The sequence below is a fragment of the Geodermatophilus sp. URMC 64 genome, assembly GCF_053502555.1.
Map to the genome: position 1 here is coordinate 599,603 of NZ_CP199955.1, position 26,409 is coordinate 626,011.

At 72.6% G+C, this 26,409-nt stretch carries 25 protein-coding genes, 1 tRNA gene and 2 pseudogenes; 13 read left to right on the forward strand and 15 right to left on the reverse strand.

The features are described from left to right. Nucleotides 1-11 precede the first annotated feature (11 nt). Together ACWIYF_RS02965 and ACWIYF_RS02970 are read left to right on the forward strand one after the other, a co-directional pair. Nucleotides 12-893: a DUF2231 domain-containing protein gene (locus ACWIYF_RS02965; protein ID WP_448626630.1), complete on the forward strand. Its 882-nt coding sequence runs from the start codon at nt 12-14 to the stop codon at nt 891-893. A 28-nt stretch (nt 894-921) separates the two neighbouring features. Continuing rightward, nucleotides 922-1,779: a hypothetical protein gene (locus ACWIYF_RS02970; RefSeq protein WP_448626631.1), complete on the forward strand. Its 858-nt coding sequence runs from the start codon at nt 922-924 to the stop codon at nt 1,777-1,779. Between the two features lie 177 nt (nt 1,780-1,956). Here ACWIYF_RS02970 and ACWIYF_RS02975 read toward each other — a convergent pair whose 3' ends face one another. Further along, entirely contained in the window at nt 1,957-2,262 is a 306-nt protein-coding gene (locus tag ACWIYF_RS02975) for a hypothetical protein (protein ID WP_448626632.1), read from the reverse strand. Between the two features lie 323 nt (nt 2,263-2,585). Here ACWIYF_RS02975 and ACWIYF_RS02980 point away from each other — a divergent pair, with 323 nt between their 5' ends. Further along, nucleotides 2,586-3,167, forward strand: coding sequence for a GAF domain-containing protein (locus ACWIYF_RS02980; RefSeq protein WP_448626633.1), 582 nt, complete (start codon nt 2,586-2,588; stop codon nt 3,165-3,167). Further along, nucleotides 3,164-3,325 (forward strand): ANTAR domain-containing protein, encoded by a 162-nt coding sequence (locus tag ACWIYF_RS02985; protein ID WP_448626634.1) that lies wholly within the window; start codon nt 3,164-3,166, stop codon nt 3,323-3,325. Before ACWIYF_RS02980 ends, ACWIYF_RS02985 begins: the two co-directional genes overlap by 4 nt. 8 nt (nt 3,326-3,333) lie before the next feature. Here the strand turns inward: ACWIYF_RS02985 and ACWIYF_RS02990 are convergent, their stop codons facing one another. Further along, the gene (locus ACWIYF_RS02990; protein WP_448626635.1) at nt 3,334-4,314 is read right to left on the reverse strand and encodes an AraC family transcriptional regulator; all 981 of its coding nucleotides are present in this window, start codon (nt 4,312-4,314) and stop codon (nt 3,334-3,336) included. Nucleotides 4,315-4,766: 452 nt separating this feature from the next. Here ACWIYF_RS02990 and ACWIYF_RS02995 point away from each other — a divergent pair, with 452 nt between their 5' ends. Together ACWIYF_RS02995 and ACWIYF_RS03000 are read left to right on the forward strand one after the other, a co-directional pair. Continuing rightward, nucleotides 4,767-6,272, forward strand: coding sequence for a putative bifunctional diguanylate cyclase/phosphodiesterase (locus tag ACWIYF_RS02995; RefSeq protein ID WP_448626636.1), 1,506 nt, complete (start codon nt 4,767-4,769; stop codon nt 6,270-6,272). A 109-nt stretch (nt 6,273-6,381) separates the two neighbouring features. Further along, nucleotides 6,382-6,454, forward strand: a tRNA-Lys gene (locus tag ACWIYF_RS03000). On the opposite strand, the gene ACWIYF_RS03005 is transcribed toward ACWIYF_RS03000, so the two are convergent. Continuing rightward, a complete protein-coding gene (locus ACWIYF_RS03005; protein ID WP_448628721.1) occupies nt 6,416-6,799 on the reverse strand; it encodes a tyrosine-type recombinase/integrase in 384 nt (127 codons plus the stop codon). The two genes, ACWIYF_RS03000 and ACWIYF_RS03005, sit on opposite strands and share 39 nt — an antisense overlap. Nucleotides 6,800-6,860: 61 nt before the next feature. Beyond that, a pseudogene (locus ACWIYF_RS03010) lies at nt 6,861-7,763 on the reverse strand (tyrosine-type recombinase/integrase); the annotation flags it as partial. A gap of 26 nt (nt 7,764-7,789) precedes the next feature. On the opposite strand from ACWIYF_RS03010, the gene ACWIYF_RS03015 reads away from it, so the two are divergent. After that, nucleotides 7,790-8,554 carry a hypothetical protein gene (locus tag ACWIYF_RS03015; RefSeq protein WP_448626637.1) on the forward strand — a complete coding sequence of 255 codons (765 nt, stop codon included), beginning with the start codon at nt 7,790-7,792 and terminating at the stop codon, nt 8,552-8,554. Nucleotides 8,555-9,500: 946 nt separating this feature from the next. Here the strand turns inward: ACWIYF_RS03015 and ACWIYF_RS03020 are convergent. Genes ACWIYF_RS03020 through ACWIYF_RS03030 form a run of 3 tightly spaced genes read right to left on the reverse strand, consistent with a single transcriptional unit; the run spans nt 9,501 to nt 12,843 of the window. Further along, the gene (locus ACWIYF_RS03020; RefSeq protein WP_448626638.1) at nt 9,501-10,151 is read right to left on the reverse strand and encodes a response regulator; all 651 of its coding nucleotides are present in this window, start codon (nt 10,149-10,151) and stop codon (nt 9,501-9,503) included. Continuing rightward, nucleotides 10,148-12,148: a histidine kinase gene (locus ACWIYF_RS03025; protein WP_448626639.1), complete on the reverse strand. Its 2,001-nt coding sequence runs from the start codon at nt 12,146-12,148 to the stop codon at nt 10,148-10,150. The genes ACWIYF_RS03020 and ACWIYF_RS03025 overlap by 4 nt, the downstream gene beginning before the upstream one ends. A gap of 5 nt (nt 12,149-12,153) precedes the next feature. Next, nucleotides 12,154-12,843 carry a DUF4386 family protein gene (locus tag ACWIYF_RS03030; RefSeq protein ID WP_448626640.1) on the reverse strand — a complete coding sequence of 230 codons (690 nt, stop codon included), beginning with the start codon at nt 12,841-12,843 and terminating at the stop codon, nt 12,154-12,156. A 1,380-nt stretch (nt 12,844-14,223) separates the two neighbouring features. On the opposite strand from ACWIYF_RS03030, the gene ACWIYF_RS03035 reads away from it, so the two are divergent. Next, nucleotides 14,224-14,583 (forward strand): MmcQ/YjbR family DNA-binding protein, encoded by a 360-nt coding sequence (locus tag ACWIYF_RS03035; protein WP_448626641.1) that lies wholly within the window; start codon nt 14,224-14,226, stop codon nt 14,581-14,583. A 6-nt stretch (nt 14,584-14,589) separates the two neighbouring features. Here ACWIYF_RS03035 and ACWIYF_RS03040 read toward each other — a convergent pair whose 3' ends face one another. From ACWIYF_RS03040 to ACWIYF_RS03050, 3 genes and pseudogenes are all read right to left on the reverse strand, one after another. Then, entirely contained in the window at nt 14,590-14,769 is a 180-nt protein-coding gene (locus ACWIYF_RS03040; protein ID WP_448626642.1) for a hypothetical protein, read from the reverse strand. A gap of 166 nt (nt 14,770-14,935) precedes the next feature. Beyond that, nucleotides 14,936-15,397 carry a sensor histidine kinase gene (locus ACWIYF_RS03045; protein WP_448628722.1) on the reverse strand — a complete coding sequence of 154 codons (462 nt, stop codon included), beginning with the start codon at nt 15,395-15,397 and terminating at the stop codon, nt 14,936-14,938. Between the two features lie 3 nt (nt 15,398-15,400). Beyond that, nucleotides 15,401-16,606, reverse strand: a pseudogene (locus ACWIYF_RS03050) (hypothetical protein); the annotation flags it as partial. Here ACWIYF_RS03050 and ACWIYF_RS03055 point away from each other — a divergent pair. Continuing rightward, complete coding sequence (locus tag ACWIYF_RS03055; RefSeq protein ID WP_448626643.1) at nt 16,563-16,751, forward strand: hypothetical protein; 189 nt, start codon at nt 16,563-16,565, stop codon at nt 16,749-16,751. The pseudogene ACWIYF_RS03050 and the gene ACWIYF_RS03055 sit on opposite strands and share 44 nt — an antisense overlap. A gap of 20 nt (nt 16,752-16,771) precedes the next feature. Here the strand turns inward: ACWIYF_RS03055 and ACWIYF_RS03060 are convergent, their stop codons facing one another. Continuing rightward, nucleotides 16,772-17,665: an IS982 family transposase gene (locus ACWIYF_RS03060; RefSeq protein WP_448624501.1), complete on the reverse strand. Its 894-nt coding sequence runs from the start codon at nt 17,663-17,665 to the stop codon at nt 16,772-16,774. Nucleotides 17,666-18,336: 671 nt separating this feature from the next. Here ACWIYF_RS03060 and ACWIYF_RS03065 point away from each other — a divergent pair. Beyond that, a complete protein-coding gene (locus ACWIYF_RS03065) occupies nt 18,337-18,945 on the forward strand; it encodes a hypothetical protein (RefSeq protein ID WP_448626644.1) in 609 nt (202 codons plus the stop codon). On the opposite strand, the gene ACWIYF_RS03070 is transcribed toward ACWIYF_RS03065, so the two are convergent. After that, a complete protein-coding gene (locus ACWIYF_RS03070; protein WP_448626645.1) occupies nt 18,921-19,685 on the reverse strand; it encodes an ABC transporter permease in 765 nt (254 codons plus the stop codon). The genes ACWIYF_RS03065 and ACWIYF_RS03070 overlap by 25 nt on opposite strands. A gap of 49 nt (nt 19,686-19,734) precedes the next feature. Between ACWIYF_RS03070 and ACWIYF_RS03075 the strand changes: the two genes are divergently transcribed. The 3 genes from ACWIYF_RS03075 to ACWIYF_RS03085 all read left to right on the forward strand — a co-directional run bounded on the left by ACWIYF_RS03075 (nt 19,735) and on the right by ACWIYF_RS03085 (nt 22,471). Further along, entirely contained in the window at nt 19,735-20,238 is a 504-nt protein-coding gene (locus tag ACWIYF_RS03075) for a DinB family protein (protein WP_448626646.1), read from the forward strand. Continuing rightward, a complete protein-coding gene (locus ACWIYF_RS03080) occupies nt 20,235-20,996 on the forward strand; it encodes a putative protein N(5)-glutamine methyltransferase (protein ID WP_448626647.1) in 762 nt (253 codons plus the stop codon). The genes ACWIYF_RS03075 and ACWIYF_RS03080 overlap by 4 nt, the downstream gene beginning before the upstream one ends. A 98-nt stretch (nt 20,997-21,094) precedes the next feature. After that, the gene (locus tag ACWIYF_RS03085; RefSeq protein ID WP_448626648.1) at nt 21,095-22,471 is read left to right on the forward strand and encodes a neutral zinc metallopeptidase; all 1,377 of its coding nucleotides are present in this window, start codon (nt 21,095-21,097) and stop codon (nt 22,469-22,471) included. A gap of 5 nt (nt 22,472-22,476) precedes the next feature. On the opposite strand, the gene phaZ is transcribed toward ACWIYF_RS03085, so the two are convergent. The 3 genes from phaZ to ACWIYF_RS03100 all read right to left on the reverse strand — a co-directional run bounded on the left by phaZ (nt 22,477) and on the right by ACWIYF_RS03100 (nt 26,409). Next, complete coding sequence (phaZ, locus tag ACWIYF_RS03090) at nt 22,477-23,337, reverse strand: poly(3-hydroxyalkanoate) depolymerase (RefSeq protein WP_448626649.1); 861 nt, start codon at nt 23,335-23,337, stop codon at nt 22,477-22,479. 4 nt (nt 23,338-23,341) lie between these two features. After that, nucleotides 23,342-25,198, reverse strand: coding sequence for a PHA/PHB synthase family protein (locus tag ACWIYF_RS03095; protein ID WP_448626650.1), 1,857 nt, complete (start codon nt 25,196-25,198; stop codon nt 23,342-23,344). 113 nt (nt 25,199-25,311) lie between these two features. Further along, entirely contained in the window at nt 25,312-26,409 is a 1,098-nt protein-coding gene (locus ACWIYF_RS03100; RefSeq protein ID WP_448626651.1) for a lysylphosphatidylglycerol synthase transmembrane domain-containing protein, read from the reverse strand.

Genomic DNA, 26,409 nt, shown 5'->3' on the forward strand with positions numbered 1-26,409 from the left:
AGAGGGCAGCCATGAGCGTGATGGGAATCCTCGATCGGATCGCCGACGTGCCGACCTTCGACAAGGCGATCGAGCCCACCCGACGGGCCGTGCTGTCGGTGCTGAAGCCCCAGGCGCTGAAGGACTTCCTGCACGGCACGTGGCTCGGTCATCCGCTGCACCCGGTCCTCGTGCAGGTCCCCGTGGGCAGCTGGTTGTCGGCCGGCGTGCTCGACGCCGTGCCCGCGCTGCGGCCCGCCGCCACCGCGATGATCGGCACCGGCGTCGTCGCCGCGGTGCCCGCCGCGCTGGCGGGCGCGGCGGACTGGTCGGAGCAGGAGACGGGCGTGCGCCGCCTCGGCGCGGTGCATGCGCTGCTGAACACGGCGGCCCTCGGGCTGTACGTCGGGTCGCTGGTGGCCCGCGGCCGCGGCCGCGGCGGGCTGGGCCGTGCGCTGTCCTACAGCGGGCTGGGGCTGGCCACCGTCTCGGCCTCGATCGGGGGCCACATGTCCTACGCGCAGTCGTCGGGTGCCTCCCACGCGGCGACGGCGGCGCGGGCGCTGGGCTCCGACTGGATGGACCTCGGCCCGCTCGACGACTTCCCCGAGGGCCGGCCCACGCTGCGGACCGGCCAGGGCGCGAGCGTGGCGGTGCCGCTGGCCGCCGTGCGGCGGGGCGCCCGGGTCGACGTCTTCATCGGCGCCTGCTCGCACCTCTCCGGGCCGCTCTACGACGGGACGGTCCAGGAGGTCCGCGGCGCGGAGTGCCTCGTCTGCCCGTGGCACGGCTCGGCGTTCGACCTCGACGACGGTGAGCCGCGGCGCGGACCGGCCGCGAACCCGCAGGAGAAACTCGAGGCGCGCATGGAGGCCGGCCGGGTGATGGCCCGGCTGCCCGGCCGCCACCAGTGAGCCCCGCCGCGGCCTAGGCTGCCGCGGCATGAGGCGGACGGCGATCGTGCTGCTCGCGGCGCTGACCGCCGGTTGCGGGACGTCGGCCGGAGGCGCCACGGGCCCGTCGTCCCCGGCCGGCCGGACGACGGCGTCCCTCTCGGCCGGACCCTCCGTGCCGCCGGTCGCCGGCATCGAGGCCGAGGCGGTGCGGCTGCGCACCGACGAGGCGATCGGCGGCCAGGTGCAGGTGCGCGTGACGAACACCGGCGAGCAGCCGTTCACCGTCACTTCGGTGGCGATCGACTCGCCCGGGTTCACCGCGCTGCCGGTCAAGGCCGAGACCGCGACCTACGCGCCGCGGCAGGTGATCGACCTGCCCACGCCGTTCGGCGACCCGGTGTGCGACGTCGCCGCCGAGCCCGCCGCCGCGCTGCTGACCGTCGTCCGGCCGGACGGGGCGACCGAGGAGCTGCGCGTCCCCCTCTCCGCGGAGATCCTGACGCGGATCCACGACGAGGAGTGCGCCGCCCGCCGGGTGCTCGAGGTGGTGGACATCGCCGTCGACGGCTGGCGCGACGAGCCGGACGGCGTCACCGCCACCCTCACGCTGACCCGCCGCAGCGGAGCCGCGCCGGTCGCCATCGGCCGGCTGGCGCGCAGCGTCCTCGTCGAGCCGTCGGTCGACCTGCCGCTGACGCTGGAGGACGGCGCGCAGAGCGCGTCGGCGGAGATCGTCTTCGCGCCTGCCAGCTGCGATCCGCACGTGCTCGCGGAGACCAAGCAGCCGTACCTGTTCGTCCTGGGCGTGACCGTCGGCGAGGAGGACGAGGTGCCGGTCGACCTGCCGTTGGACGGCGGGGACAAGGACGCGCTCGCCGCGATGGTCGACCGGGTCTGCGGCTGACCCTCGCCGGAAACCAGGCCGGCCCGGCCTCCCGGGGGGAACGGGAGCCGGGCCGGGGTCTGTGGCCGAGCTGTGCTCGAGCGCCGATGACGCTACGTAACCGGCGAGCCTCGCCGGCATCCCCTGAACGGGTGGACTCTTCCCAACCGGTGACGCGCCGTGGCCCCCGACCGGGGCCTACGCCGCGGTGTTCCCCTCGGGCTCGGCCGGCGAGCCGACGCCGTGCCGGTCGCCCTCGATCGCCCGGTGCGGGGCCAGGCTCGGGAAGCCGAGTTCCCACAGCCGCTCGTCGAGGGCCTGGGCGAGGAGGTTGTGCTCCGGGGCCGGCCACGACGTGGCGCCCTGGAGGTAGGCGGCGAGCTGGTCGCGGGGCCGGTCGCCGCCGAGGTCGACGTACCGCCACCACAGGGCCGCCTGGGGGATGCCGCCCAGCCGCCAGGCGATCACGGTCAGCGGGCAGACGGGAGCGCTGGAAGGGACCACCGGGATCCTCGGGGTGGGGCGACGCCGCGGCTGCGTGCTGGGCCGGGACGGCCGCCACTATTCCGCCGTCAGGGGCCCGCGACCACCCCTTTGTGCCTGCTCCTGGAGCTACGCGCCCAGGTCGGGACGCGCGTAGCGTTGGCCCGGACAGGTCGGTCCCGTGTACGGCGGGTTGGCGCCCGTCCCGACCTCTGGCTCCCGGGGGCCGCAGCAGCTCGGCCCCCCGGCTGTCGTCCCGGCTGCTCCCTCGCGGGTCGTCGACGACGTCACTCTCCGGACTGTCGCGAGGTTCGACCGCAGTCCGTCACGGACCGGAGTCCGCCGTGAGCACGCCCGACACCGGGGACGGCGACGAGACGTCACGCGATCCCCGAGCCGCGTTCGCGGAGCTGAGCAAGATCATGCTCGGTGAGCAGCAGTTGTCCGACATCCTGGGGCGGGTGGCGGAGCTCGCCCAGCAGGCCATCCCCGGCGCGGCCGAGGTGTCGGTGACGCTCATGCAGGACGGCAAGGCCGGCAGCGTCGCCTTCACCGGGCCGCTCGCCTCGACCCTCGACGAGCGGCAGTACGACGCCGGGTTCGGCCCCTGCATGGACGCGGCGGTCTCCGGCCGGACCATCACCATCGACGACACCGCCCACAGCCCCGTCTACCCGGACTTCGCGCGGAACGCGCACAGCCTCGGCGTCACGCACACGATGTCGGTGGCGCTCCCCGTCCACAACCGGATGATCGGAGCGCTGAACATCTACGGCATCGGCGACACCGGGTTCGACGAGGGGACGCAGGAGGTGGCCTCCGGGTTCGCCTCGTACGCGGCGTTGCCGTGGCGAACGCCGGCCTCTACGCGACCACCGCCAACCTGGCGGCCAGCCTGCAGCGCGCCCTGGAGTCACGGGCGGTGATCGATCAGGCCAAGGGCATCCTGATGGGGCGGCACGGGATATCCGCCGACGCGGCCTTCGACATGCTCGCCAAGCAGTCGCAGCGGACGCAGCGGAAGGTGCGCGACGTCGCCCGCAACCTCGTCGAGAAGGTGCAGCGCCCGGGCTGCGAGACCTAGCCGCGCCGTCAGTGCCCCTGGCGGAGCGTCTGCGACGGCGACTGGCCGTACATGCGGCGGTACTCCTGCGCGAACCGGCCGGTGTGCGTGACACCCCAGCGCAGGGCGACGTCCGTGACGCTGGTGCGTTCGCCTCCGGCCACGAGTTCGGCATGGATGCGGCTCATGCGCACGGCACGCAGATGTGCCATCGGCGTCGTGTCCAGATGAGTCCGGAAGGCCTCCTGCAGCGACCGCACGCTCACCCCGACCGCCTCGGCCACGTCGGCGGTGGTCAACGGCTCGTGACAGTGGTCCTCGAGCAGCGACAGAGCCTTCTTCAGGGAGCGGGGACGCGTCGGCGTCCCGGGGGCGCGGATGCGTTCGGAGAGGGAGCCGGCGTGGACCGCGAGCAGTCCGTCGACCAGCGCGCGCTCGAGCGAGGTCGCGGCGAGCGGGGACCGGCTGATCGGACCGCCGCTGTCGAGGTCGGCGACGATCGTGTCGACCAGCCGGCGCCAGGACCCGCCCCCGGGAGAGGTGAGATCCATCGCCTGGTCGAACCGCACCGGTCGTCGTGGGCGATCGCCCAGGGCGAGCGCGAGCCGGGACTCCAACAACTGCGGGTCGATGCGGATCATGAGCCGGGGATTGGGTGCGAGGTACCGGAAGGAGGGCGCGTCCGTCGCCGCGCTCACGGCGGCCACCTCCGGCGTGGCCACGACCTCCCTGATGCCGGCACGGACGATCGCACTACCGGCGAGCGGGATCTGCACGAGCACGAAACCCAGGTCGTCCGCCGAGACCTGCATGTCCGCGTCGTGGTCGACGTAGAGGAAGGTCGTGCCGCCCAGTTGGGCCATGGACTGGACGACCCGCAGCTGCGAACCTCCGCGGAGAACTGTCAGCCGGTGCGGGCGCAGCACCTGGCTCATCTGCTCCCGGACCTCGTCGAGATCGCTGGTCTCCAGCCACAAGTGCGAGGCGAAAGGAGTCGGCGCCTCGGACATCGGGTCGGCCTCCCGATTTCGCTCGCCGCAAGGACTGCCCCGGGCAGTACCCATACTGCGGCCGCGTTCTCCGGACGACGACCGCGCTGAGCGGATCGCCCCATGGCCGGCGGGTCCCTACGTTGCTGAGTCAGGTCATCGCCGACGTGTCCCCGGACAGCGCAGGGAAGAGATGGAAACGAGCGAACGGATCTCCTGGGAGGACTGCCCGATCTGTCACCGGCCGGCCGCCGTCGGCTGGCGAGCGGGGCGACCGGTCGAGTTCGACTGTCCGCGTGGCTGCCGGCTGAACGGCGAGCAGGTGCGGGCCTTGGCTCCGCGGGCGGTCGGCCGGTGCTCGCCCGTGCCGCGCTGCGGCGACTGAGGCCCCCCGTTCCGTCTGCCAGGAGAAGTCGTTGCCGTTCCCCTCCGCCACGTCGAGGCGCCATGACCTCGTACCGGAGGACGCGCGGATGCGGCGCCTGCTGTTGTCGCGCACGTCCGCCGTCGTCGTCCCGACCCTCGTGCTCGCCGGCATGGTGTGGTCCCGGTACGCACCCGAGTCCCAGCCGCAGGAGACAGTGCTCGTCGTCGGCGTCGCACTGCTGGTCGCCGGGCTGCTGTGGCTGCGCCGGGGGCTGCTGCACGGCGAGTCGCGGGCACGCATCGACGCGCTCACCGGGTTGCCCACCAGGGAGGCGCTGGTCGAATCCGCCGCCGCCGCAGTCTCGTCCGCCACGCCGGGGCGCCCGGCCGCACTGATGCTGGTCGACCTGGCGGAGTTCAAGGCGGTCAACGAGAGCCTCGGTCACCCGGCCGGTGACGAGTTGCTGCGGCAGGTCTCCCGAGCCCTGCGGAGCTACGTCCGGGGCGGGGATCTGGTCGCGCGGCTGCGCGGTGACGAGTTCGCCGTCCTGCTGACCGATCTGCCCGACGCGACCTCCGCCCGGCTGCGCGCCGAGCAACTGCTCGACCGGCTTCGCAGCGCCCCGTTCCGCGTCGACGACGTCGAGCTCGCCGTCGACGCCAGCATCGGTGTCGCCCTGGTTCCCCAGCACGGCGAGGACGTCATGGAACTCGTGCGCCGGGCCGACATCGCCGTGAACCGGGCCAAGCGGGGGCCCAAGGGCACCCTGCTCTACGACCCCACCTTCGATCGGCACTCGGTCGACCGGCTGCAGCAGATCGCAGAGCTGCGCCGCGCCCTCGACCGCGGGGAGTTCGTGCTGCACTACCAGCCCAAGCTGGCCCTGCCCGAGCGACGGATCGACGGCGTGGAGGCGCTGGTTCGATGGCAGCACCCGACCCGGGGTCTGCTGCCGCCGCGAGAATTCCTCCCGCTGCTGGAGCAGACCGGGCTGATCCAGCCGCTGACCCGGTGGGTGCTGCGCGAGGCGGCGCACCAGGCCGCGCGCTGGCGCCGGTCGGGGATGCCGCTGACCGTGGCGGTCAACATCAGCGCCCGCAGCCTGCTCAGCCCGGCGCTGCCGGCCACCGTGCTGTCCATCGTCGCCGGTGCCGACCTACCGGCGTCGCTCCTGGAACTGGAGATCACCGAGACGGTCCTCATGGCGAACCCTGAGTTGGCCGCGCAGGTCCTCGGTCAGCTGCGGGCCCGCGGGGTGGAGGTGAGCATCGACGACTTCGGCGCCGGCAACACCAGCCTGGGCTTCCTGCGGGTCCTGCCCGTCAGCGCCTTGAAGATCGATCGCAGCCTGGTCAGCCGGCTGCTCGACCACACCTGCGACGGTGTCATCACCGAGGCCGTCATCGACCTCGGGCACCGGCTGGGCCTGCGCGTCATCGCCGAGGGCGTGGAGACCGACTCCGTGCTCGACGAGCTGGTCACCCTGGGATGCGACAGCGCGCAGGGCTTCGTCATCAGCCCCGCCCTGCCCGCCGATGCGCTGGAACGCCTCCTCACGTCCCAGGAGCTCACCCGGACCGCTGCGCCGACATGCCCGGGCAGGGCGGGCTGACCGCGCCTCCGAACTGACCTGCGGAGGCGCCACACCCCAGCGGTAGCCTCGCACCGGGTTGCGGGGATGCCGGCTCACGCGCGGTTGTCCGGATGTCCGCATCCCAGTCGGGCCTCTAGCTCAATTGGCAGAGCAGCGGACTTTTAATCCGCGGGTTGTGGGTTCGATCCCCACGGGGCCCACCGCGCTGACCTGCGCGTTTTCCCTTCGCTGGAGTCTCGGTCGGGGGCCGCGCCCACACGCGCCTCCGCGGCCGCCCGCGCGGCGGCGTCCATCCGGTCGGCCAGCGCGGTCAGGTCGTCGTCGAACAGGCCGGAGTAGACGTCCAGCGTCATGGCCGCCGAGGCGTGCCCGAGCATCCGCTGCACGCTCTTGACGGTCGCGCCGCTGGCGACGGCGAGAGAGGCGGCGGTGTGCCGGAGGTCGTGTGGGGTGACGTTGCTCAGCCCGGCCGTCCGGACCGCCGGATCGAAGACGGCCCGACGCCAGTTCCGCAGCCGCAGCACCGTGCCGCTGGCCGTAGTCATCAGCAGGGTCCTCGCCCTGCTTGCCCTCGCAGTGGCGGGCCAGCGACTCGGCGAGGGTCGCGGGCAGGGGCACGGTCCGCTGCTGATGGGTCTTCGGTGTGCCGAACTCCAGCCGCCCGCCGACCTCGGTGACCGCCTCGGCGATGGTGAGCCGGCGCCGGAGGAAGTCGACCCGTCGCACCCGCAGGGCGGCCATCTCGCCGAAGCGCAGTCCGGTGTAGGCGAGCAGCCGGACGACGTCCCCGTCCTCACCCGCCGCGTCGGCGAGCCGCTCGACCTCGTCATGGGTGAGGAACCTCGGCTCCTGCTGCGTCACTCGGGGCAAGGGTGCGCGCTCGGCCGGGTTGCGGGGGATGCGCCCGTCGCGGACGGCGAGGCCCAGGAGGAGTGAGAAGACGCGGTGGGCCTGGCGGACCGTGCCCGGGGCGGATCCCTGCCTCAGTAGCTCAGCCACCCACACGGCGACGTCGGCGTGGGTGACGTCGGCGAGCCGGTGCCGACCCCACGACGGCAGCACGTGGGTCCGCAGCAGGTTCCCGTACCGGTAGAGAGTGCTCGGCTTGACCCCGGTCGGCGAGGACAGCCATCGGTCGGCCCAGTCGGCGACGGTGATCCGGCCTCGCTCCGGCGCCGTCCATGTCTGCGTGACCAGAGCCGACGTCGCCTCGTCGAGCCAGCGCTGGGCGTCGACCTTCCGCGCAAACCGCCTCTCATGCTGACGGCCGCCTGCGTCGCGATAGCGGGTTGAGCCGTCGCTCAGCGTGATGCGGGTGATCGAGCCGTCCCTGAGGACCTCCGTAGCGAGGTATGCGTGTCCCAGCGTGCCGGATCCCTCTGGCAACGGGCCGCCCTCGTCATCCCGTGGACCGCCCCGGCCTCGTGTGAAGAGGTGGGTACTCACCGCCTCATCGACGGGTCGGACCCTGCGGTTCCTTACGGGGAGGGGCCGGCTGACATCCTCCATAAGGGCCCAACGAACAGGAGACCTACATGAGCAGCGGTTTCAACCTCCCGAAGCCGGAGTTCGACCTCGAGGCGACCGTCGAACGTGCGATGGCCCTGATCAACCGGACTCTCCAACCCTCCCTTGAGGAGGCCCAGAAGGCCGTCGACAAGGTCCGTGCCGGCAAGCCCCTGGTTGCGCCGGGAGAGTTGGTCAACCAGGTGACGCGCGGAAACCGGATCAGGGCGGCGCGAGCGGTCTCCTACTCTCTGCCGTCGATCCTGCCGGGTGTCGGAACGGCGATCTCAGCAGCGGCAGTCCCGGTCGCCCTGAGGGAGGTCCTGAAAGAGGCGGTGAGTGCGGCAGTCAAGGTCGGACTGCTCTACGACAGAGACCTCACGGACCCGGAACTCACACGCATCGCCGTCCTCCTGGTCCTCACGGACGGGGCGGTAAAGCTCGACAAGACCGGGAGGATCCGTCCCGACGCCATCCTGGGACCCCACGCGTCGCTGCTGGGAAGGCCCGCTTCGTACGACGCCCTGGCCGCCCTGACGGCGGAAGAGCGGCAGGCGATCGCCGCCTCCCAGTCGGAGATCCTCCGAGCGTGGGCGCTGGCGGTCGGACCGCCGCTCCTGGCCGGGCTTTTACCCTTCGGCGTGGGGCCCTTGGCCGCCGCCAACTACATGCAGTACGTCCTGAAGGGCACGATCACGGCCGCCGCCAGGGTCTTCGGGCCAGCTTCACCCCTGCCGGTGACCGTCGAGGAAATCCCCGAACGTGAAGTTCAACAGGACGGTCCCGAGTCCTGAGCCGGCACGTCAGTCGCTCCGGGCAGACGGGTGGGAGCCGGCGGCGTGGCCCAAGAGCCGCCAGGTCCGCAGAATCCGCTCCAGCGCCGTCACCCGGCCATGCGCAACACCTGAGCGGTACGGCCACCATCGACTACACGGCGCCCGGCCGGCCGGCGACGACGGCTGGGGCGTCCCCTTCGGCTCGGTGGCCCGGGTCGCCCGCCCCCGACTGGGCGCTTGGCGCAGTCCCGGGCGTCCCCAATCCAGACAACCCGTGGCTGGCCGTGCCGGCGGGTGTCGCGGCTATGAGCGTGCAGACGACGTCGCCAGCCCCCGCGGTCGGGTTGAGTCGACGAACGCCTTCAGCAGGCCGGACAGGCGGCGTCACGCCGATTGCCCCGGGACACGTGCGAAACGTTGAGCTGGAACTACTTCCCGGCGTCGGACTACGTGGGGTCGTCGACGATAAGCGTCGCCGAGCTGCGCTTTTGTCGTCTGTCGTCGTCAGCTGCTGACTGCCGCGATTGGCCGTTCTGCGGACTGCTTGCGGACTGAGATCGCATGCGTTCACGCCCTCTCACCGTGCCCGAGACGCGGCTTCAGCTCCCCACCCAGATCAGCCTGCCGCCTGCGGCGCGGCGCCGGAAGGGCGCTCCGCGTCCCTACGGGATAGGCCTCCGGCCCACCCTTCCCCGCCGCGCCGCAGTCGGACGGAAGCGGGTTAGAGGGAGCAGCTCGAGTTGTGGAAGCGGCACCCCATGACGGTGCACTCAGGGACCACCCGCTCTGCCCGGGATCGCAGAGCGCTACTCAGTTCGCGCGCCGACCGACGGTCCACTGCACGAGTCAGGGTGGCACGGCGCCGAGTCCGGTCTGAGCTGGCGTCGATGGCGCGGAGGTGGCGCTGGTCTGGCACCGCTGCACGGAGCGGGAGGGGGCGGACATGCTGGCCTCCGACTCTGGTTCAGCGGCCGAGCCCCGCGTCACGAGCGAGCACGATGGCCTGGGCCCGGTCGGCGACCTGCAGCTTGGTGAAGATGTTCGAGACGTGGTTGCGGACCGTCTTGGGGCTCAGCACGAGGATCGCGGCGAGTTCGGCGTTGCTCCGACCTGCCGCGATGAGATCCAGCACCTCGTGCTCACGGGCGGTCAGCTGCGGGAAGACGACCTCGGTGCCCCGCGGCCGGGGCGCGGCGAAGAACTCGATGATCCGGGAGGCCACCGACGGCCCGAAGATCGCCTCCCCGCAGGCCACCGCAGCAACCGCCCGTACGATTTCGACCTGGTCGGCCCCTTTGAGCAGGTACCCCCGGGCGCCCGCGCGGATGGCAGCGAAGACTGAGGCGTCGTCGTCGTACATGGTCAACACCAGGACGGCGACGTGCGGGCTGGTCGCGACGATGCGCCGAGTCGCCTCGATGCCGTCGAGGCCAGGCATGCGCAGATCCATCACGACGACGTCGGGTTGCTCGGCGTGTGCGGCGGTGACTGCATCCACGCCGTCCGCTTCCTCTGCGACGACCTCCCACCCCTCGTGGGCCGAGAGCAGGGCCGCCAGACCGCGACGGTAGAGCGGGTGGTCGTCGGCGACGAGGATGCGAACCCCGTTGGTCATGGCAGGTCCAGAGGGAGGATGGCGTGCACGCGGGTGCCCGTGCCGCCGGCGGGGGCCACCGTGCACACCCCGCCGACCTCGGCGGCCCGTTCGCCCATCGCGCCGAGCCCGATCCCGGCCGGCGCACCGGCCGGGATGCCGGCGCCGTCATCGACCACCTTCACGTGCAGTGCGCTGTCGGCGGTGACCGAGACGCAGCACGTCCGGGCGCCGGCGTGCCGGACGCTGTTGGTCACCGCCTCGACGGCGATCCGATACGCCGCGACCTCGGTCGCCGCGCTGAGTGGCGGCAGGTCGGCGGCGGCATCCACCCGAATCTCCAGGCCCGGACTACGCAGCGCCAGGCGGTCGGTCTGCTGCCGCAGCGCGCCAAGCAATCCCAGCTCGTCGAGGGCGGGTGGCCGCAGACCGTGCACCAGCCGCCGGACGTCGTCGACGGCCGTGGCGGTCTCCCCCTTCAGCTCGCTGAGCAGTGTCTTCGCCGCGTCGGGGTCCTCGAGACGGGCGGCGACGAGGTCGAGGCCCAGTGCGACTCCCGCCAGGGTGGGACCGATCCCGTCGTGCAGATCGCGGCGGAGCCGGCGCCGCTCCTCCTCCCGGGCCTGGACCAGCCGCGCGCGGGAGGCGCTCAGTGCATCGGCCAGCGCGGCGGCGGAGACGGCGGCCCCGGCCAGGCGGGCCAATTCGGTGAGCAGTTGCAGGTCACGGGCCGACACCGGCCGCCGGTCGCGGCCCTCGAGCACCAGCCGGCCTACGCGCTGCCCCTGGTGATCCAGCGGCATCTCATGCACCGGGCCGCCGCGGGGAACACCGTGCTCGGCGGAGTCGCCGCTCGCGGTCTCTACCCGCACGTAGGGCAGCCGCAGCGACCCCGCGATCGCCTCGGCCAGCGCAGGGAGGGCCGCGCCGGGTGCGGCGGCCGCCTGCAGTCGGGCGGTCAGCCGGGACAGGGCGGCGTAGGGGTCGCCCCGGTCGCCGTACATGCCCCGGTCGACCAGCCGCTGCAGGCCGGTGCGCAGGGGTAGCACCAACGCGCCGATGATCCCCACGGCGACGGCGCCGGCCCAGGCATCCACGGCCAATGGCCGGCCCAGCACCCAGACCAGCGCGACGTACACCGCGACGATCGCGCCTGTCAGCCCGGCGTAGACCAGTGACCGGTTGAGGACGACGTCGATCTCGTACAGGCGGTGGCGGACCACGGCCAGCCCGATCGCGGCGGGCACCAGCGTCAGAGCCGTCAGGGCGACGACCGCCATCCAGGGCTGGGGGTCGGCGTCCTCGGGAGACCCGATGACCGCCAGGCACAGCGTCGCCGCCACCAGCAGGAGGACCACCTGACGGCGTTCGAGCCCGCCCGGCGCCGCACGCCTCCATCGGACGGCCAGCGCCGTGATGCTGGCCGCGAGCCCGAAAAGGACCAAGGGAAAGCCGAGCGAGCTGATGGCCATCAGCGCAGGCCCGGCATCGTTCAGACCGAGCGGGTTGTCCACCGTGGGGTGGTTGAGGAACGGGCCGGGCATGAGCGCCCCGGACAGGACCAGGAAGCTGATGGTGACGACGTCGAGGATCGCGACCCACCGCCAACGGCGGGACGGCAGCGCTGCGTCGGGGTAGAGCAGCAGACCGAGGGTGAACAGTGGCGCGAAGCCGAGCGCCCAAATCCACGAGGAGACCCAGGCGGCCGCGGTGGCCCCCGGTACCGCACCCGGCGAGGTGACCAGTCCGTACGCCGCGTACTCGTAGACGAACAGGACGAGCGCCATCGCCGTCCCCGAGCCGAGGAAAAGCCAGCCGAGCCGGTTACCCGGCCGCCGCGACACGATGAGCGCGCCGACGAGGGAGAAGCCCACCGACAGTGGCACGTTGGCCAGCACCTCCACGTCGGCGAACACGCGGGTGGCCGTGCTTTGCTCGAAGAGGAAGGCGGCGAGGAGCAGGGCCGCGCAGATCGCCGGGACGATCCACGCGGCCCGCGCCCATCCCTGGCGGGCCATGCCGCTCATGCTGTCCCGGCAGCACCCGCCGGGACAGGCCCCGGTGCGCCGTCCTCCCGAGTTCCTGCGTGCCGCACGGCCAGCGTCGCGCTCACGGCCAGCACCCAGAGGAGGCCGAGCAAGTAGGGGATCGGGACGTAGCCGCCGGGGTCGACAATGCCGGCCGTGCCAGCCGCGATCGTCAGGACGCCGACGACGACGCCGCCGAACGCCAGCCACCTCGGAAGCAGGCGCGTCGTAACAGCGGCCACGGCGGCCGCGCCGACGAAGATGCCCGATGTGTAGCCGCTGACCACGAACGCCGCCCCGCCCAGGTCGTTCAGGGTGCGGGCGAGATCCGGTGACAACTCGTCCGCACGCAGGTTCGCGGCCATGAGCGGTGCCACCGAGCCGAGCTTCACCGCGACGGTCACGAGCCCGGCACCGACGGCCGTGGCGGCCAGCCAGCCGTCCGGCCCTTCGGCGCGGCGGATCTTCCGATAGAGAGCGCCGAGGAACACCAGGAACGCGGTGAAGCCGAGGATCTCGAGTGCGAGGCCGGTGGTCGGAACGGGTCCGGTGCTGCGTTGCAGGTCGGCCAGGACGCCGGCACCGTCCTCGGCGCCGCTCTTGCCCGCCTCGTACAGCCCGTTTCCGATCAGGATGGCGAGCACGTAAGCCGCGCCGCTCGCGAGCGCCAAGCGCTGGGATCGCATGGAAGTTCCTCTCGGTGGGGCGCAGCGGAGGTGCTGCGACACGACCGACGGTGGACCGAACCCGGTCCCGCGTCATGGGACCGCCGTCCCGACTCGTGTCCCGACCCGAGCGGAGTGGAAGCCTGCGGGCTACGTGCGTGTCACTGCACGAATCCACTCCTCACGACGGTCAGTCGCGCAGCGAGAACCAGATGCCGACGCCGGCGAACCAGAACGCCATCAGTTTGGTCACCGCCAAGCCGATCGCGGCAGCATCCATCCCCACGACGAAAGCTGTGGGACGTCGAGCAGCGTCCGTGACACCCGGGCGGGCGGCTCGGCCACCAGCACTAGGAAGGAGGCCCCGAACACCGACGCCAGAGGGCGCCCGATGATGGACGATCAGCAGCGCTCGTCTCGACCGTGCTTGGGGTGACACCGGTGTCGAACACCTGGATGCCCACTGTGACCGCTGCCCCCGGCGCGGTGTAGGCACCGATCAGCGGAATCGGAACAGGACGTCCGCATCGTTAGCGTTTGGGGCTGAGGCCCCGGGGGACCGAGGGTCCATCCCGAGGGGATCCTGCTTCGAACCGTGCGGGCAGGCCCCTCCCATCCCACGGCCTATGCGCTGGGATCGGGAGGCCCCATCGTGGAACCGAGCGAGCGGGTGACCTGGGAGGACTGTCCAAACTGTGGACGACCAGCCGCTGTCGGCCGGTCGAACGGGCGGCCGATCGAGTTCGACTGTCCAGAAGGCTGCCACCGCGTCCACTACGGCCGCGACGACCTGCATGCCTGGATCGACGCTCAGCGCGACGGCAGTGAATCCAACCGACGGTGATCCACACGAGCCGCCTACCGGGACAGCGCCGTAGCGCCCGCGCCGCGGCGACCGGTGGGGGCGGCACACCGACATGGGGTGTGCCTCCCAAGAAGCGCGGATGGAACGGCCGGGAGGGGTCGGCGCCCACACCGCGCCCACATCGCGCCCACAAAAGGGCCGTTTGCGGCTATCGCCAGTCGATCACAGCAAACGTCATTTGCGCTGGTCTGAGGCTAGTCCGACGCAGAAGGCGCTGGTCAGAAGAGGGTCTCGGGGGAACTTTTTATCCGCGGGTTGTGGGTTCGATCCCCACGGGGCCCACCCCTCTGACCTGGGGTTTCCCTTCGCCGGCTTGGGGGTGCCCGGGTCCGGCTACCGGGCTCCGAGCCGAGGGCACATGCCCTTCACACCGGCGAACGCGGCAACCGATGACTCCGGCCAGCCGTCGCAGTCGATCCTGTGTGCACGACGCAGGAGGAGCGGACCGGCGATGGACGGGACCGAGCAGACCACGTCGTGGGTCGTGGACGGTGTGCGGACAGGCGGCCTGCCGGCCATGAGGGATGGGTTCTGACATGGCGGTGATCGAGGACGTTCGGCCGCTGGGCGCCGAATTGGAGCGCTCGTACCAGGTGTACGTACGCGGCAGGTTGAAGTTCCGCGTCAAGCAGATCGTCTACGTGGCGTTCTCGCTGGACGAGAGCGTGATGGGCTTCGCGTTCCCCAAGGAGGAGCGGAAGGCGCTCGTCCTGAGCGAGCCGCACAAGTTCCAGATGCCGGCGGCGTCGGATCTGCGCTTCAACTGGGTCCACGCCGACCTCGCTGCATTGGAGCCGACCGAAGCCCGCGAGCTCGTCGTCGACGCTTGGCGCATGGTCGTTCCCAAGAAGCTCTCCGTCGCCTACGACCTCATCCATCCCATCGGCCCGGGCTGAAGGCGATCACCCCGAGCGCGGAAGGGGCACGTGACGGTGGATCCCATCCCCGGATCCCGCAGCCCGTCGCTCCAGCCGTTCGATCTCGACGGCGACACGCAGCCGAGTTGCCGCCGCGCCGGGCAGGCCGGCGCCGACGTAGGGCTGCAAGGTCGAGACGAGTTCGCGCAGCTCGTCGATGCTCATCGGCTCTGGGCCGTCCAACCTTCGCTTGATCTGGTTCATCATCGTCGCGGCCCCCGCCCGATCCGGTAGTGGAACGTTCACATACTGCCCGTACCGGGGCGGCAGCAACAGAGGACCGGTGACGGTACTCACCCCCGTCCGCGGCCCAGGAGCGATTCCGATCGACTCAGGTGGGCAGGGGTACCCGCAGGCGCAGGGCGGTGCCCTGCCCCGGGGCGGTGGCCAGATCGAGCGTGGCACCGGCGGCCAAGGCGAGGTCGGTCAGCACGCGGATCCCGAAGTGCCCGCTACGCGTGTCCGCCGGATCCGCGGAGAGGTCGAACCCGGTGCCGTCGTCGCGGACCTCCATCGTGACCGAGTCGTCGTCCCGGCTCAGGGTGAGCTCCACGGTGCCGGCGTGCGCGTGCTTCGCCGCGTTGAGCATCGCCTCCTGGGCCACCCGGAACAGCAGGCGGTCGATCTCCGGCGGTAGGTCCACGTCGTCCGGGATGTCCAGGCGCGTCCGGATGCCCCGGGACTGGACGCGGGCGGCCAGGTCGGCGAGGGCGGCGGGCAGGCCGGCCCGCTCCAGGTGCGGCGGGTAGATGTCGATCAGCAACGACCGGAGGGACGCCACCGAGCGCCGCACGGCTGTGGTGGCCAGGTCCAGGCCCTCCGCCGCCTGGCGGTCCTCGGCGTCCGCGTCCGGCCGGCCGACCAGCCGGTCGGACGCCCGCGACATGAACAGGGGAGCCGCGGCGAGGTCCTGCACCACGCCGTCGTGGAGGCCGCCCGCGATGCGTCGTCGTTCCTCGGCCGAGGCGCTCTCGGCCCGGGCGTGCAGGCGCAGCCGCTCCTCATCCGCCTGCCGGACCTGGCGGACCAGCCGTTTCGCCAGCGGCAGCTGGGCGAGCAGCATGGTGAGCAGCACCGTGGCCGAGATCGGCGCGAAGGTCAGCCAGATGCCCACCTCGCGGTCCGTGACATGGCGGTACTCGAAATACGTCTCCAGCAGCAGCCGGTTGCCGCTGGTGGTGGTGACGGGCCGGTAGACCTCCAGCAGTCGCTCCTCCTGCCGGCGCTCGAACACGTTCTCTTCCTCGCGCAGGGTGGTCAGTTCGGCCAGCGTCCCGCCGTTGCGGAGGAGCGCCTGCTTCTCCTCGGTGAGCGGGAAGCTACGGCCGATCAGCCGCGGGTCGTCGGAGTACAGGATCCGGGAGCTGGGATCCCAGATCTTGATCCGCACCACGCCCGCCCGCCGGAGTTCTCTCTCGACGACGTCGTCGAGCAGGTCCAGTGCCCGTGGGTCGCCGGTGAGCACCCCGTCGCTCAGGTTCGGCTCGACCACCAGCCCGGCCAGCAGGTCCGTGGTCGCGCGGACGTCGTTCAGCGACTCGGTGCGCGCCGCCCGGTGACCGGCCCACACGCTCCCGGTGAGCAGCAACGCCGCGACCACCAGGTTCGCGGCCACGAAGCGGGCGAGTACGCGCCGGACGCTCGGGGGACGGCGCCGCGCGCGCGAACCGCCGTCGGAGTCGCCACCATCGACCAGCCGCGTCCACGGCGGTGCCGGCTCGCGATGTGCGGCGGGCACGCCGGAGACAGTCCGATGCGCGGGCACGGCGCCTCCCCCGGCCACGGCTCTCGGCGGTCCCCGATGGCTCGATGTGAATCGAGCACCGCGAGGGCTGGATGTGATCTCATGTTCCGAGCCGTCGCCGTCGTCCTCAACCCCCATACCCGGGGTCTCGTGGCCGGCAGCTGTGCTCATCGGAGCGGTCCGGGCCCGCTCGTCCTGTGAGAGCCTGAGCGCCGTGGGGCAGTACCGGCACGACACCAAGTACGGGCCCGTCGACATCGTCACGAAGTCGATCGACGACGGCTGGGTCGCCTACGTCAGTCCGGCGCAGCTGGACGTGGAGCTGCCTGGGGACGACGGCCCGGTTCCCCTCCTCGAGGACGAGGCGGTCGAGCGGCTGCTGCAGCGGATCGAGCGCAGCTAGACGAGTAAGTCCGAAGTCCGTCAGTGGTCGTAGGCGATCAGGGATCGGGTGATCGGCTGGCCGGTGGCGCGGTTGTGCCAGATCGCGGCGGTCAGAGCCAGGATCCGCTGCGCGACACGGGCGCTGACTCCGGTGAGCGTGCGGCCGCCGTGGAGTTCCAGGTCGAGTTGGCCTTTGAGGGTGTCGTAGACCGACTCGATGAGCTGCCGGATCGGCGGGAGCAGGATCTGGCCCGGGCGAGGCCGTTGGCTGCGCAAGGAGGGGCGCAGTAGGTCGGCGCCGCGCCGGTGGAGGTAGTCGTCGAGTTCAGCGGAGATGTAGCCCTTGTCGGCGATGAGCAGCAGCCCCGGTCGGGCGGCCAGCAGCGGCTGGTCGTGATCGAGCATGGCCATGAGTACCTGGCGCTCGTCGAGCGTGGGCGGGCTCAGCGCCCAGGTGATCGGTAGCCCGGCCGGTGTGCAGACCAGGTGCAGCCGCAGCCCCCAGAAGTAGCGCGAGTGCGAGCGACACCAGCCGTAACCGGCGATGCCGGCCAGCTGCGAGCGCAGCGCGGCCGGGCGGGAGCGGGCGCACTCCACCGGGGTGGAGTCGACCAGCCAGACCGGATCGGCCCACAGGTCGGTGTCACTGGCCAGGTCGCGGATGACCCGGTTGAGCAGCGGCAGGGCAGCGCGCAGCCGCTTGTTGTAGCCGGACTGGCCGGGCAGGTAGGGAAACGCGCCGGGCAGGGCCTCGGGCACCAGGCGCAGCCAGCGGGCCTCGGAGTGCACGGCGAGCAGCACCTGCGCCACGGCCAGGGTGAGCAGTTCGGAGTCGGTCAGCCGCGGGCGGCGTCCGGCGCGCACGCGACCGGCGAGATGATCATCAATCCAGACATACAGTGCGGTCAGGAGGGTGTTTAGGTCGGTTCTCACACCCCGAGCCTGAGCACCCTCCGCCCGCGCCTACAGCGCCCTTCGGCCCTGGCCGCCGATAGGACTTACTCGTCTAGTGCCGCGTCAGGCAACCTCTGCCCTGGCGGGGGGACGGGCCGGCCGCGATACCGCCGAATGTCGCCTGACGGCGGTATCCCGGGTTCGGTGAACCACCACGATCCGCCTCTTGGTGGGTATCCGATCCACTCCGCCTACGGAGCGACGGCGAGCCGACCTCGCGGCACATCCGAAAAGCAGCGGCACTCCGTCCACGCCGGCTCGGTGACCGGTAGCAGTGCGCGGTTCCGGCGCCTTCTCGTTGCAGGAATGCGCCGTGTCCGCACATCGCTCGCCCGCCGAGACCCGCGACAGCAGCGGGACTGATCTGCGCACCGGGACAAAGGTTCGCAGCCACGGCACTAGGACACGCGGCCCGAACGGGGTCATCGGCCCCGCGGAGCTCGGCCGCACGCTCGGAGGCCGCCGTTCCTGTCGACATGTGGCCGGAAGCGAAGGCGGGTCGTCGTCCCTCATCGGCAGTCCCGCAACGATTCGGGAACGCGGCCGCCGGGAGGTGTCCCGCGAGGCCGGTCGCGGGCCGGCCCGGCCCTACGTTTCCTGCCACCCCGCGCTTCCCCCGCGGGTGTGCTTCTCGGGAGTGGTGAACGGGTGTGAGCGGTCTTTCCAGCAGCCAGGTCGTCGTCGACGACGTGGCGCGCCACGGATGGTGGCTGGTGGTCGACGAGCAGGGCGGGCCGGGGCGGATCGTCGGCGGTCCCTTCCCGGACCGCGCCGACGCCGGCTGGGCCGCCGGCACCGGCGCCCACGAGGACGCCCGGCCGGTCTACGGCGTCCGCCGTCCCGACGGCGGGCTGAACCGGCGGCCGTCGCCGCAGGACTGGGCGTGGCTGGCGCACCTCGGTGAGCAGCTCGAGCGCCTGCCGGACGACTGGGACGGACGGATCAGCGACGACGACCCGCTGACCACCCTGGTCGTCGAGGTGACCGCGGCGCTGTGCGAGGCGGGGCTGCCGCTGCACGACGCAACCGGCGCCGGCGGCGAGCTCGGCGGGGCCTGCGTGACGCCCGAGCCGGGGCTGGACGGCATCGTCGTCAGCTGGCGCCAGCACGACCGGATGAGCGTCGACCGCGTCCACGGCGCCGCGCCCGACGTCGTCGTCCAGCAGGTCATGAACCGCGCCCTGGCCGAGGTGCTGGCGGCCCGCGGCTTCGCGGTGGAGCCCTTCGCCGGCGGTCACGTGGTCCGGGCGGCCGGCTGATCCTGCTGCGGCTCGGGCAGCGTGCGCGGGGCGCCGAGCAGGTGGGTCAGCACCACGACGGTCATCGACTCCGCGCACAGCAGCCCCACCAGGACGACGACCTGGAAGCGCGCCGCGTCCAGCGCACTCGCCCCGCCCAGCAGCGCCCCGACGAAGGCGCCGGGCAGCGTCACCAGCCCGACCGTCCGCGTCTGGTCGAGCGCGGGCACCAGCGCCTCGGCGGCCGCGTCGCGGGCGATGGCGACGACGGCGCGGCGCGGGGTGGCGCCCAGGGCCAGCCACGCCTCGACCTCCTCGCGCCGCCGCCGCAGGCCGTCGAGCAGGCGCCGGCCGGCGAGCGTCGCCGCCGTCATGGTGCCGCCGACGACGATCCCGGAGACGGCGACGAGGGTCCGCACGGAGCGGTCGAGGACCGGTAGCCCGCAGATCAGCCCGATCGTCACCGCGGCCCCGGCGCCGCAGGCCAGCACCACGGCACCGGCCGAGCCGGGCATGCCGCGCAGCCGGCGCGCCGCCGTCCAGGTGGCCACGCCGAACATGACGGCCAGGACGAGGACGACGAACCCCGGCGCGGCGAACACCCCGCGCAGGGCCAGGGCGACGACGGTCAGCTGGACCACCGCGCGGCCCGAGGCGATCAGGACCGCGCGCCGCTGCCCCACCCGGGCGAGGGTGAGCACCAGGACGGCGATGCCGGCGAGGACGGCCAGCCCGATCCCCAGACGCACGGAGTCGTTCACGCATCCTCCTCGGGGACGGACCCTAGGCTTCACCCCGACTGGAGGACCGGTGGCCGAACCGCGCCCGATCGACGAGAAGGACCTGCTGCTGACGTTCCTGCGCGGCCAGCGCGAGCACGTCCTCGGCATCCTCGACGGCCTGTCGGACGTCGACCTGCGCCGGCCGCTGCTGCCGTCCGGGTGGTCCTGCCTGGGGCTCGTGCACCACCTCGCCGTCGACGTCGAGCGGTTCTGGTTCCGCGCCGTCCTGGCGGGCGAGCAGGTCGAGCTGCACGAGGGCGACGGCGGCTGGCGGGTGCCCGACGGCATGTCCGCCGACGCCGTCCTCGCCCTCTACCGCGACGAGACCGAGCGCGCCGACGCGGTGATCGCGGCGCACGAGCTCGACGCCGGCCCCGCCTGGTGGCCGGCCGAGCTCTTCCCCGGCCTGCCGGTCCGGGACCTGCGCCGGCTGCTGCTCGCGGTGATCACCGAGACGGCCACCCACGCCGGCCACCTCGACGCGGTGCGCGAGCTCATCGACGGCCGGACCTGGCTGGTGCTGACCGGGTGAGCGTCGTGGAGCGGCTGCGGGCCGCCGGCTGCGTGTTCGCCGAGGAGGAGGCGCGGCTGCTCCTGGCCGGAGCCGCCACACCGGCGGAGCTCGAGGCGCGGGTGGCCCGCCGCGTGGCGGGGGAGCCGCTGGAGCACGTCCTGGGCTGGGCGGAGTTCCGCGGGCTGCGCATCGCCGTCGACCCCGGCGTCTTCGTCCCCCGGCGGCGCACCGAGTTCCTGGTCGAGCGGGCGGTCGCGCTGACCGGGTCCGGCGCCGTCGTCCTGGATCTGTGCTGCGGCTCCGGCGCGCTGGGCGTCGCCGTCGCCGCCGAGCGGCCGGGGATCGAGCTGGTCGCCGCCGACGTCGACCCCGCGGCCGTGCGCTGCGCCCGCCGCAACGTCGAGCCGGTCGGCGGCCGCGTGGTCGAGGGGGACCTGTTCGCCCCGGTGCCCCGGGCGCTGCGCGGGCGGGTCGACGTCCTGCTGGCCAACGTCCCCTACGTGCCCACCGGCGAGATCGCGCTGATGCCCCCCGAGGCCCGGCTGCACGAGGCGCCGGTCGCGCTCGACGGCGGCGGCGACGGGCTGGACCTGCTGCGGCGGGTGGCGGCCGACGCGGCCGGCTGGCTGCGGCCCGGCGGCTCGCTGCTCACCGAGACCGGCGGGCAGCAGGCCGCGACGGCGGCCGCCGTCCTCGCCGCCGGGGGACTGCTGCCCAGGATCGCCACGGACGACGAGGACGACGCCACCGTGGTCGTCGGTACCCGACCGGGGTGACATCGGGCGCCGCCTCGTTGACGGCGCCGTCGTGACCGGGCACCTTCGGGCCCCGAGCCGGACCACCGATCGCGTCCGCCGACCGCGAGGTGGTGCCCGTGCCGATCCGCCGCACCGGCCTGGCGACGCTGGTGGCCTGCACCCTGCTGACCGGGTGCACCTCGGTCGTCGCGGGGACGGCGTCCCCCGCCGACGGGCTGCGCACCGACGTGAGCGACAGCGAGTTCCCGGTCAACCTGGCCGGGGACGGCGACACCGACCGCATCGCCCGCAACTCCCTCGCCGACGTCGTGGCGTACTGGGAGCAGACGTTCCCGGAGGTCTTCGGCGAGGACTTCGGCACCGTCGAGGGCGGCTTCTGGTCGATCGACCCCGATCGGACCAGCGACTCCGACCTGCCCGACGACAGCGGCTGCTTCCGGCAGGACGCCGACGACCTGGCCGGCAACGCCTTCTACTGCCCGCCGGACGACGCCGTGTACTACGACCGCGCCTGGATGACCGACCTCGCCGAGGAGTACGGCCCGTTCGTGATCGCCGAGATCATGGCGCACGAGATGGGCCACGCCGTCCAGGGTCACGCCGGCATCGAGGACGACTCGATCGTCGTGGAGACGCAGGCCGAGTGCTTCGCCGGCGCCTGGACCCGCTGGGTGGTCGACGGCAACTCGCGGCACTTCACCGTCCGCGCGCCCGCGCTGGACCCCTACCTGCTCGGCTACCTGTACTTCGGCGACCCGGCCGGCAGCGACCCGACCATGGACGGCGCGCACGGCTCGCTGTTCGACCAGCTGTCGGCCTTCCAGGAGGGCTACGCCGACGGGCCGCGGGCGTGCGTCGCGTTCGACTCGAGCCGGGTCTACACCGAGCAGGAGTTCGACCCCGACGACGCCGGCGGCGACCTGCCCTTCGACGAGAGCGTGGACGTCGTCGACGACACCCTCGGCGCGTTCTGGACCCAGGCGTTCACCACCGGCTTCGCGGACACCCCGGCCCTGGGCGGGCGGTTCACCGCGCCGGAGATCCGGGCCGCGGACGGCGACGGGATGGTCTGCGGCGGCGAGGGCGAGGAGCTGGACCTGGAGTTCTGCGCCGAGGACGGGTCGGTGCGCTACGACTCCGGCGACCTGCTGGAAGCGGCGCACGACGACGTCGGCGACTTCGCCGTCGACACGCTGATCAGCCTGCCGTACGGGATGGCCGCGCGGCAGCAGCGCGGCCTGTCGAGCGACGACCCGGAGGCGGTGACCAGCGTGGTCTGCGCCGCCGGCTGGTACGCCCGCGAGCTCTACCTCGGGGCGGTGGCGGACAGCCCGGTGGTGATCTCACCCGGCGACGTCGACGAGGCCGCCGTCGTCCTGCTCAAGTACGCCACGCGGCGCAGCGTGCTGCCCGACACCGGGCTGTCCGGCTTCGAGCTGGCCGACTACTTCCGGCAGGGCTTCGTCGACGGCGGCACCGCCTGCGGCCTGTAGATCGGTCAGTTGTCGAGGAACTCCTCGATGACCGGCGCCAGCTGCTTCGCCTCGGTGATCAGCGCCAGGTGGCCGCCCCGGTAGAGGTGCAGCCGCGCGTGCGGGATCAGCCGCGCCATCATCCGGGGGTTGATCGACGGGATGATCGGGTCGTCGTCACCGGCGACGAGCAGCGTCGGCTGCCGGATCAGCCGCAGGAACGGCAGGCTGCTCCAGCCGGCGGCCGCGGCCAGCTGGTAGTAGTAGCCGCGCCGCGGCCCCAGCCGCGTGTAGGCGTGCAGGACGCGGGCCGCCCGCTCCGGGTCGAGGCGCGTCGTGCCGCCGTAGATCTCGCCGGCGATGTCACGGGCGTAGTCGGGGTCGCGGTGCCGGCGCGGCGTCAGCATCCGCGACAGCACCCGGGGGTGCGCCGGGACCATGATCGAGCCGGTGCCGGTGGCCGCCAGCACCAGCCGCCGGACCCGCCGGCGGTGCTGCACGGCGAAGTGCTGCGCCAGTCCGCCGCCCCACGAGAGCCCGAGGACGTCGACCTGCTCGTCGTGCCCGAGCTGGTCGAGCAGGGACGCCACCACCGGCGTGAAGGTGGCCAGCACGTAGGGCACGACGGGCCGCGGCGAGCCGCCGACCCCGGGGACGTCGAAGCGGATCACCGTGCGCCGCTCGTCCACCTCGTCGACGAACGGCTGCAGCACCTCCAGGCTGGCGCCGATCCCGTTCATCAGCAGCAGCGGCGGCGTGGCGGGGTCGGTGCCGGCGCGGACCGAGACCCGCAGTGTCCGGCCGGCCGCGGTGAGCGACCGCACGGTCTCCCGCGGGTGCGGTGTCTGGCTGTTCGTCGAGGACACGGTCTGGGCTGCGGAGGACACGGGCCTACTTGTCGAAGACATACGTGCCCGGTGCGTCGCCGAGCACCTCGAGGTCACCCCCGAGGGTGTCCGGTGCCGGGATCTCCTCCCCGGAGCGCTCGCCGAGCCAGGACATGAAGTCCGGCCACCACGAGCCCTTGATCGTCTCGGCCTGCGCCAGCCAGTCCTGCGGATCGGGCGGCGTGGACGACGCCACCTGGAACGTCGACTTCGGATTGCTCGGCGGGTTGACCAGCGAGGCGATGTGCCCGTTGGTGGACAGGATGAACCGGCTCTCGCCGCCCAGCAGCTGGGTGGTCCGGTAGCAGGCCTGCCAGGGGCAGAGGTGGTCGGCGACGCCGGCGGTCACGTAGGCGTCGACGTCGATGGTCGCCAGGTCCACCGGGGTGCCCAGCATCGTCGCCGTCCCCGGGGTGTTGAGCGCGTTCTGCAGGGCGACCTCGATGAAGTCCCGGTGCAGCGCGGCGCTCATCCGGGTCGTGTCGGCGTTCCAGAACAGGATGTCGAAGGCGGCCGGCGGCTTGCCCTGCAGGTAGTTGTTGACCCAGTAGTTCCACACCAGGTCGTTGGGCCGCAGCCACGCGAAGACCTCGGCCAGCGAGGCGCCGTCGAGGTAGCCCTTCTTGCGCGACTTCTCCGTGGCCTCCTTGACCGCCTCGGGATCCATCAGCGCGCCGACGGTGCCGGCCTTCGTCCAGTCGAGCACCGTCACGGCGAAGCTGGCAGCGGCCACCCGGTCCAGCCGGCCCGTCGCGGCCAGGTGGGCCAGCAGCATCGCGGTGATGATGCCGCCGGAGCAGAACGCCTGCAGGGCCAGCTGCCGGCTGCCGGTCGCCTGCTCGACGGCGTCCATCGCGTCGAGGATCGCCTGCCCGTAGGTGTCCAGGCCCCAGTCGGCGTGCCGCTCGTCGGGGTTGCGCCACGAGATCATGAAGACCTGCTGGCCGCTGCCCACGTAGTGCTCGACGATGCTGCGGCCGGGCGCGAGGTCGGCGATGTAGTACTTGTTGATCGTCGGCGGCACCATGAGCAGCGGGACGGCGCGGACCTGCGGCGTCGTCGGCTTGTACTGGATCAGCTCGAACACGTCGGTCCGGAAGACGACGGCGCCCGGCGTGACGGCGAGGTCCTCGCCGACGGTGAACGCGTCCGGCTCGACCATCGCCGGCACCCGCGGCGGCGAGCCCAGGTCGCGGATCATGCGCCGGATGCCCTGGACGGCGTTCTTGCCGCCGGTGTCGATGACCGCCTTCCACAGCAGCGGGTTGAGCGGCGTGTTGCTGGGGGCGAGGGCGTCGACGACGTTGCTCAGGGTGAACCGGATCCGCTCTTCGTCGCGCCAGTCGAGGTCGGCGTCGTCGACGAGCTTGGCCGCGGTCTGGGCGGTGGCGATGTGCGCCTGCATGACCCGCTTCAGCAGCGGGTTGCCGCTCCACGCCGGATCGGCGAACCGCTTGTCCTTCTTGTGCGGTGCGACCTCCGAGCGCCCGACGCCGATCCGGCCCAGCTCGCGGGCGAGGTAGCGGGCCCGCTTGCCGACGACGTCCGGCTTGCGCCCCAGCGCCCTGGCGAAGTTCAGGGTGGTGCGGGCCGGCGGGACGAAGCGGCGCAGCGGGCCGCGGGCGCCGTCCACCAGCACCATGTCCAGCCCGGTGACCGACTCCGCGGCCTCCGGCTCGGCCTCGGGCGCCGCGCCGGCCGGCTGCTGCGCCTTCGGCGCCTCGCGGCCCTCGGTCGTGGTGGCGTCGGTGGTGCCCGGCGCCGGCTCGGCGGTCTGCCCGGCCGCGGCCTTGCCACCGCTCCGGCCGCCGCGGCTGCTCGTGCTCCGGCCGCCACGCTTCCTCGGCGCGACCTGCGTCATCGCGGGCCTCCTCCTTGGCTGGGGCGAGGGGGACGCGCAGGGCGCCGTCCCCCGGACGCCGGTACTTCAGCCACTCAACCACACGGCGGGCGCCCCGGCAGTTGCAGCGCCGGTCACGCGGCCTCGGGCACCAGGTCGGTGCGCGGTGCGCTGTTCGGCGCCCGCCGCCACGACCGGTTGCGTTGCCAGAACACGTAGGTGAGGACGCCGAGGGGGATCGGCAGCACGTAGGTGAGGACGCGGTAGACGAGCACACCGGCCGTGACCGCGGACCGCACGCCGCCGGCCGCGGACAGCCCGGTGATCAGCGCGAGCTCGATGACCCCCAGCCCGCCGGGGGTGAACGGGATCGCGGTGAGCAGCCGGGCGAAGGCGAACACGGCCAGGATCTCCGGCCACGGCACCTGCTCGGCACTCACCCCGCAGAACCGCAGGGCCAGCAGCAGGACCAGGAACAGCGACAGGTGGCTGACCACCGTGGTCAGCGTCAGCCAGTGCCAGCGGGCCCGCAGGAGCAGCACGGTCCGGTCGCGGAACTTGGTCATCGCCTTGTCCCAGCCGGTCACCGGCCCGCGGTGCAGGGGGCGCAGCACGGCGGAGACCAGGCGGGCCAGGCCGCGCCCCATCCGGCCGGCGCTCTCCCGGCTGCGCAGCGCCAGCCAGAGCAGGACGACGGCGGCGACCAGCCCGGCCAGCCCCAGCGCCCCGCCCAGCAGCCGGCCCGGCGTCGGCGGGGCCGTGAAGGCGAGCAGCACCAGCGCCAGCACGGGCAGGCCCAGCTTGGCGAAGTTGTTCCACAGCCCGGACAGCAGCAGCGACACCGACGTCCGCGAGCGGGAGAAGCCCCAGGAGGAGTTCATCGTGTAGGTCAGGCCGACCGCGATCGCCGCGCCGCCCACCAGCGTGTTCGACACCGCGGTCGTGGTCTCGGTGGCGACCGTGGCCTGCCGCAGGGTCATCCCGGGCGTGGTCGTCACCATGACGAACTGGTACGTCGCGAGGTTCCACACCGCGACCAGCACCAGCACGGTCACCTCCCACCAGGTCATCGCCTGCACCGCCGCCCAGACGTCGGACAGGTCGGTGAACTGGGGCAGGAACCAGAAGTAGACCGCGACGACCAGCACCACGGAGAACGCCGGGCCGATCAGCCGCCGCCAGACCGGCTTCCTGTCGCGCTGCGGCGGGCGCTCCTGCTCGACGGTCGTCAT